Origin of the sequence: Longimicrobium sp., assembly GCF_036280135.1 — a bacterium.
Classification (GTDB): Bacteria; Gemmatimonadota; Gemmatimonadetes; order Longimicrobiales; family Longimicrobiaceae; genus Longimicrobium.
Genome location: NZ_DASURI010000138.1, coordinates 1 through 6,574, shown reverse-complemented (window position 1 = coordinate 6,574; position 6,574 = coordinate 1). Strand labels below are relative to the sequence as shown.

Below are 6,574 nucleotides of genomic sequence, written 5' to 3'. Positions count from 1 at the left end.
ACGGACAACCCGGAGGAGGACAACACGGTGGCGCAGGTGTTCCAGAAGGGGTACCGGCTCAAGGGCGTGCTGCTGCGCCCCGCCCGCGTGGTGGTGCGCAAGCACGGCTGACGGCTTCCGGGCGCCCGGCCCGCCGCGCGCGGGGCGGGCGCCGTTCATTCGCGTCAGGTCACGATGTCGACACAGACCAAGGACTTCTATCGCGTCCTGGGCGTGGCCGAGAACGCCAGCCAGGACGAGATCAAAAAGGCGTACCGCAAGCTCGCCAAGCAGTACCACCCGGACGCCCATCCCAACGACGCCGCCGCGGCCGAGCGCTTCAAGGAGATCTCCGAGGCGTACTCGGTGCTCTCGGACGAGGACAAGCGCAAGCAGTACGACCAGATGCGCAAGTTCGGCGGCCTGGGCGGGCTGGGCGGCTTTCGTCCCGGCGCGGGCCGGCCGGGGGGCGCGGGCGCGCCCGGCGGCGCGCAGACGTTCACCTTTGACGACCTCTCCGACCTGGGCGGAGGGTTCGGCGACCTGTTCGGCAACATCTTCGACTTCGGCAAGCGCCGGGGGGCGCGGCCGGGCGGCGGGCCGGAGCGGGGCGAGAACATCGAGTACGCGGTGGAGATCCCCTTTCGCACGGCGGTGCGCGGCGGCAAGGTGACCATCCAGGTGCCGGTGACGGAGGACTGCCCCACCTGCGCCGGCAGCGGCGCGGCCCCGGGCGCCACCGTCAACCCCTGCCCGGAGTGCCAGGGCAAGGGCACCGTCACGTTTGGCGCGGGCGGCTTTGGCGTCACCCGCCCCTGCCCGCAGTGCCGCGGCAAGGGCAAGGTGCCCAGCCAGCCCTGCCCCACCTGCAGCGGCGCGGGCCAGGTGCGTCGCCAGCGCGCCGTGAACGTCACGGTGCCGGCCGGCGTGGACAACGGCTCCAAGCTGCGCCTGGCCGGCCAGGGCGAGCGCGGCGAGGCCGGCGGCCCGCCGGGGGACCTGATGATCACGTTCCGCGTGGAGGCCGACTCGTTCTTCACGCGCGACGGGCTGGACGTGGAGTGCACCATCCACGTGAACCTGGCGCAGGCCGTGCTGGGGTCCAAGGTCAAGGTGCGGACGGTGGACGGCCAGTTCGTCGTCCTCAAGGTGCCGCCGGGCACGCAGCCCGGGCGCCGGTTCCGCATCAAGGGGATGGGCGTGGAAAAGAGCGGCCGCCGCGGCGACCAGTTCGTCAAGGTGCAGGTGGACGTGCCCGAGACGCTGGACGAGCCGGCCCGCAAGGAGTTCGAGGAGTTCGCCGCCGCGGCCGGGATGCGGCATTAGAACGGAAGTGCCACGTTGCAAGTGCCAAGTGGCACCCCGCGAGACGGCAGGCATTCTGCACTCGGGTACAGCCGCACTTGGTACTCGGCACTTGGCACTTGGCACTAGCTACCTTTCCGACATGAGCCAGACGTTCACCGACGACAACCTGCTCACCTGGGAAGCCTTCGCGTCGGGCGGCCGATTCGGCCTGTCCGTGCGGCCCCGGGTGATCTTTCACTGCCTGAGCGACCGCTCCATCCCCGCCCGCGTCGTGCAGGTCCAGGGCGACGAAGCCGACGCCGAGGAGCTGATCCACGAGTCGCAGGTGGAGCGCCTGCGCCAGCTGCTGCGGGAATCCAACGAGCTGGAGTAGCGTCGGCCGATCTCGGCGGATACGAGAACGGGAGCGGTGCCGTCGCGGCGCCGCTCCCGTTCTGTCTCGAGCCCCTGGACCTGATCGCGCCATGCCGTTCAGGCAAGGGATTGGCCGAGTCGGAAGGTTCCAGGTTCTCCCGCCTTGCGCACAACCATTTCAGGACCTAATACTCTGAAAACGTTTCATCTCAACCCGAACTGGAGGCTCGCCATGACGAACCCGATTCCCACCCGGATGCGCCGCAAGCTCGCCGCGCTCCTGGCCACGCCGCTCCTGCTCGCCGCCGCCTCGGCGGACCGGGTGGCGTACCGCGACACCTACTACTCCAGCGCGAGCCAGACGACCATCGTGGGCAAGGGCGTGGGATACTGCGACGGGGACTACATCATAGTCTCCGGGTACGCGACCTCCTACTACACAACCGTGTACGCGCCGCCCTGCCCCTGAGTCGCCCGCGTCGACGTGAAACGGGAGCGGAGCCATCGCGGCGCCGCTCCCGTTTTCTTTCTAATCCGCTTCCCGCCGAAGGGGATGAACTGCTTTCTCACGCAGAGGGAGCAGAGGCAGCAGAGTACCCCAGCCCGCGCGCGGGACGGCCACCGCACCGTTTCCCTCTCCCTGCTATGTCCGCCTTCGCGGCAGGAACTGCATTTCTCACGCAGAGCCGCAGAGGACGCAGAGTACCCCAGTCCCCGCGTGGAGCCACGCTTCGACGCGATCAGCCGATCCGTGACGAACAAAACGGGAGCGGCGCCCTCGCGCGCCGCTCCCGTTTCTCATGTTGTCGCCTTCGCGCGGGAACTACACTCTCACGCAGAGCCGCGGAGGACACAGAGTACGTCATCGCGCAATGAAGTACTCTGCTGCCCCTGCTCCCTCTGCGTGAGAATTCAGTTGCGGTTCGTCAGCGTTCCACGAGACTCACGCCGACACACGATCACGCGGCGATGCGGCCGCCACCAAGCACCACGTCGCCGCTGAAGAGTACGGCGGACTGGCCGGGCGTCACGGCGCGCTGGGGGGTGTCCAGCACCAGGCGCACCACGCCGCCCTCCGCCGATTCCACGCGCGCGGGGACAGCGGGGGCGCGATGGCGCATCTGCACACGGACGGCATCGCCGGGCGCGGGCGGCGCGGCCAGCCAGCTCAGCTCGCCGATGGCCACGTCGCCGCGCAGCAGTTCCTCCGCCGTGCCCACCACCACCTCGCGCGTCTGCGGGCGCGTGCCGATCACGTACAGCGGCAGCGACCGCCCGCCGCCCAGCCCCTTGCGCTGGCCCACCGTGAACCGCGCGTAACCGTCGTGCCGGCCGATCACCTCGCCCGTGGTCGTCACCAGCGCACCGGGAGCGAGTGCATCGTGATCGGTCCCCAGCTTCTTGCCCAGGAAGCGCGCGTAGTCGCCGTCGGGGACGAAGCAGATCTCCATGCTCTCCGGCTTCTCCGCCGTGGAGAGGCCCAGCTGCCGCGCGATCTCGCGCACCTCGGGCTTCGTCAGCTCGCCCAGGGGGAACATGAGCTGCGGCAGCATCTCCGGCGGCAGGGACCACAGGAAATACGACTGGTCCTTGTTCTCGTCCACGCCGCGCAGGAGCACCGTGTTGCCGGCGGCGTCCGTGCCCATGCGGGCGTAGTGGCCCGTGGCGATGGCATCGCAGCCCAGCATGCGGCCGCGGCGCAGCAGGTCGCGGAACTTGGTGTTGCCGTTGCAGCGCACGCACGGGTTGGGCGTGCGGCCGGCGGCGTACTCCGCCACGAAGTCGTCGATCACGTCGCGCGTGAACTCGCGCTCCACGTCGAACACGTAGTGCGCGATTCCCAGGCGGTCCGCCACCCGCTTGGCGTCCATGATGCCGTCCAGCCCGCAGCAGGTCTTGCCGGGGCCGTTCTCGGCCTCTGCCTCGGAGTAGCAAAAGGTCTTCATCGTTACGCCGATCACGTCGTGCCCCTGCTGCTTGAGCAGGGCCGCCGCCACCGACGAGTCCACGCCGCCCGACATGGCGACGAGGACGGTTCGCTTCTCCATCCTGGACTGCAGGGAATAGGGAACAGGGAATAGCCCGCACGGCCGTCCGATCGGGTGGATACACCGCATCGGCGTCGCGGCTCCCCGGCATCCTAGAAGCGGACGCGCTCCACCACGGAGGGGAAGACTTCCAGCACGCGGTCGATGTCCTCCGCCGTCGTCTCGCGGGCCAGGGAGAAGCGGACGGACGGGCCGGCGACCTCCGCGGGGAGGCCCATCGCCGTCAGCACGTGCGAGGGCTCCACGGCGCCGCTGCTGCACGCGCTCCCGGACGACACCGCGACGCCCTCCCGATCCAGCGCCATCAGCAGCATCTCCGCGTCCGCGCCGGGGGCGGACACGTTCAGGATCGTCGGCAGGCGCGGCGCGCCGGCGGCGTTCACGCGGAGGCCCGGCACGCGCGCGCACAGGCCGGTCTGCAGCCGGTCGCGCAGGGTGGCGAGCCGCGCCATCTCCGCCTCCCGCTCTGATTCCGCCAGCTCGGCCGCGAGCGCCAGGCCCACGGCGCCCGCCACGTCTTCCGTGCCGCTGCGCAGCCCGCGCTCCTGCCCGCCCCCGTGCAGCAGCGGATAGAGCTTCGTCCCACGGCGGACGAACAGCGCGCCCGTGCCGCGCGGCCCACCCAGCTTGTGCGCGCTGAACGCGGCCAGCGTGGCGGGAATCGCATCCATCCGCACGGGGACCTTGCCCAGCGCCTGCACGGCGTCGGTGTGGAAGGCAACGCCCGCGTCCGCGCAGAGAGCCGCGATGCGCTCTACGGGCTGGATGGCGCCCGTCTCGTTGTTGGCCCACATTACGGAGACGACGGCGGGTCGATCCGATCGAGCGATCTCCGTCAGCGCATCCACCTCCACCAGTCCGTCCCCGTCGACGACGATCGCGCGGACGGGGACGCCCTCCGCCGCGAGTGCATCCGCCGTCGCGAGGACGGCCTTGTGCTCGATGGCGGAGACGGCGACGGCGCGCGCGCCCTCCGCCCGCGCGCGGCCGCGGACGGCCAGGTTGTCCGCCTCCGTGCCGCCGCGCGTAAAGACGATCTCCGCCGGGCTCGCGCCGATGACGGCGGCAAGGCGGGCGCGGGCATCGTCCAGCGTGGCGCGGGCATCACGACCCCAGCGGTGCACGCTGCTGGGGTTGCCCCACCGCTCGCCCAGCACGCGCAGCATGGCCGCCTGCACCTCGGGGCGCGGGGGCGTGGTGGCGGCGTGGTCCAGGTAGACGGGCTCGGGCATTGGACGTGCGGGCACGGGTGAAGCGGATTGATAAACGCGAACGCCCGTCAGGTTTCCGGCACGGCCAAACCGGATGGGGCAAAAGGCTTTACCGGGCGTGACACGATGCGTACATTGGGCCCGCGGACGTCTCTTTCCCAGCGAGTGTACCAGGCATGATCCCGCCCCTTCCGGACAGCCGGCCGGCGACCTTTCGGACCACCGTGCACGGCACCGTATTCGGCGAGCGCGCCACGCACGTGGCCGAGGTGGCGCCCGGCGACGAGCTGGTGCTCATCCCCGATCCGCCCATGGAGGACGAGCCCGAGGTATGGGTGCACGCCCGCGGCGGCGAACCGCTGGGGCACCTGCCGCCGGAGATCAACGCGTGGCTGGCGCCGTGGCTGCTGCGCGGCGGGCAGGCCCGCGCCACCGCCGTCCGGGTGCACGGAGACGACGTGCCCAGCTGGAAGCGGCTGGTGATCGAGGTGCGGTGCGAGGGATGACGGCAGGGAATAGGGAATAAGGAATAGCCTGCAACTGCTCGAACTGCCGGGGACAGGTTACACGGGACGGCCCGCAACGGCGGAGCTTTCCCTGCTCAGAGCGCGGCGATCCGGATGCGGGTCGCCGCGTTTTTGGCCCTCACCCGCTCGCTGTCGCTCGCACCCTCTCCCGCAAACTGCGCGGGAGAGGGTGTAGACTTCGAACGGGCTCTCTGCCCATCGGCAGGGGTTCCGCCAGACAGAACCGGATCAGATGCTGCGGACGGGGAGGGCGACGACGTCGTCCACCTGCATCGTCTCGATGGTGTGGAAGGGCTCGCCGTACGCCGTGCGGATGAGGCTGCCGTAGCGGGCCGCGTGCATCCGCACCTGGTCGTACAGCGGACGGTCGCCGCCCGGATACACTTCCCCGCCCCACGTCTTGCCGTCGAACTGCGAGGCGTAGCAGTGCATGGCCTGCATCTTGGTCTCGATGTAGTCCGTGATGTCCACCACGAAGCTGGGCTTCACGGGGTCTTCCCGGTACGTGAGCGCGTACAGCAGCTTGTGCGGACGATGCGGCTCGCCCGGCGCGTCCAGCTTGGCCAGGCCGGCCAGGAAGCACGCGTCGTACGCCAGCTGCGACGCGATGCGGTGGTCCGGGTGGCGGCCCGTGACGTACGGCAGGATCACCACGCGCGGTCGGAACGCGCGGATGAACGACGCCATCAGGCGCCGCGTCTCCGGGGTGTTCTCCAGCCCCGCGTCGGGCAGGCCGGCGTTGCGGCGCGCCGTCACGCCCAGGATGCGGGCCGCCGCGTCGGACTCTTCGCCGCGGAGTTGGGCGCTGCCGTCGGTGCCGCGCTCGCCCGCGGTCAGGTCCAGGATGCCCGTGCGGTAGCCCTGCGCCGCCGTGCGGGCCATGGTGCCGCCCACGAGCAGCTCCACGTCGTCGCGGTGCGCCGCGATGGCCAGCAGGTCCACGGGCGGGGCGAGGGCGGGGTCCTGGGGCGGGACGGGGTCGGTGCTGGAGATGTCGGTCACGGCTTGAAGGCCAGGGAATAGGGAGTAGGGAATAGGGAACAGCCTGCAACGGCGGTCCCTGCTTCCATCAGGTTTTCTGCATCAAGGACGGGGATCGCGCCTCCTGCACGCCGGCGGGATGTCTGCCGGCCCGCGGAGGGGGGGG

Annotated in this window: 8 protein-coding genes; 5 read left to right on the top strand and 3 right to left on the bottom strand. The window is 70.6% G+C overall.

What is annotated here, in order from left to right:
• The 4 genes from grpE to VFZ20_RS04265 all read left to right on the top strand — a co-directional run.
• The coding region (gene grpE, locus VFZ20_RS32710) for a nucleotide exchange factor GrpE (RefSeq protein WP_349264059.1) at positions 1-111 on the top strand (111 nt) is incomplete at its 5' end.
• Positions 112-174: 63 nt separating this feature from the next.
• Entirely contained in the window at positions 175-1,305 is a 1,131-nt protein-coding gene (locus VFZ20_RS04275; RefSeq protein ID WP_329682593.1) for a J domain-containing protein, read from the top strand.
• Between the two features lie 121 nt (positions 1,306-1,426).
• Positions 1,427-1,660, top strand: a complete 234-nt coding sequence (locus tag VFZ20_RS04270) for a hypothetical protein (protein WP_329682592.1) — start codon at positions 1,427-1,429, stop codon at positions 1,658-1,660.
• A gap of 213 nt (positions 1,661-1,873) precedes the next feature.
• Entirely contained in the window at positions 1,874-2,110 is a 237-nt protein-coding gene (locus VFZ20_RS04265) for a hypothetical protein (RefSeq protein WP_329682591.1), read from the top strand.
• 490 nt (positions 2,111-2,600) lie between these two features.
• On the opposite strand, the gene mnmA is transcribed toward VFZ20_RS04265, so the two are convergent.
• Together mnmA and VFZ20_RS04255 are read right to left on the bottom strand one after the other, a co-directional pair.
• Positions 2,601-3,689 (bottom strand): tRNA 2-thiouridine(34) synthase MnmA, encoded by a 1,089-nt coding sequence (gene mnmA / locus VFZ20_RS04260; RefSeq protein WP_329682590.1) that lies wholly within the window; start codon positions 3,687-3,689, stop codon positions 2,601-2,603.
• A gap of 92 nt (positions 3,690-3,781) precedes the next feature.
• Positions 3,782-4,921: a cysteine desulfurase family protein gene (locus tag VFZ20_RS04255; RefSeq protein WP_329682589.1), complete on the bottom strand. Its 1,140-nt coding sequence runs from the start codon at positions 4,919-4,921 to the stop codon at positions 3,782-3,784.
• Between the two features lie 155 nt (positions 4,922-5,076).
• On the opposite strand from VFZ20_RS04255, the gene VFZ20_RS04250 reads away from it, so the two are divergent.
• A complete protein-coding gene (locus tag VFZ20_RS04250) occupies positions 5,077-5,406 on the top strand; it encodes a hypothetical protein (RefSeq protein WP_329682588.1) in 330 nt (109 codons plus the stop codon).
• A 249-nt stretch (positions 5,407-5,655) separates the two neighbouring features.
• Here the strand turns inward: VFZ20_RS04250 and bshB1 are convergent, their stop codons facing one another.
• Positions 5,656-6,429, bottom strand: a complete 774-nt coding sequence (bshB1, locus tag VFZ20_RS04245) for a bacillithiol biosynthesis deacetylase BshB1 (protein ID WP_329682587.1) — start codon at positions 6,427-6,429, stop codon at positions 5,656-5,658.
• Positions 6,430-6,574: the final 145 nt, after the last annotated feature.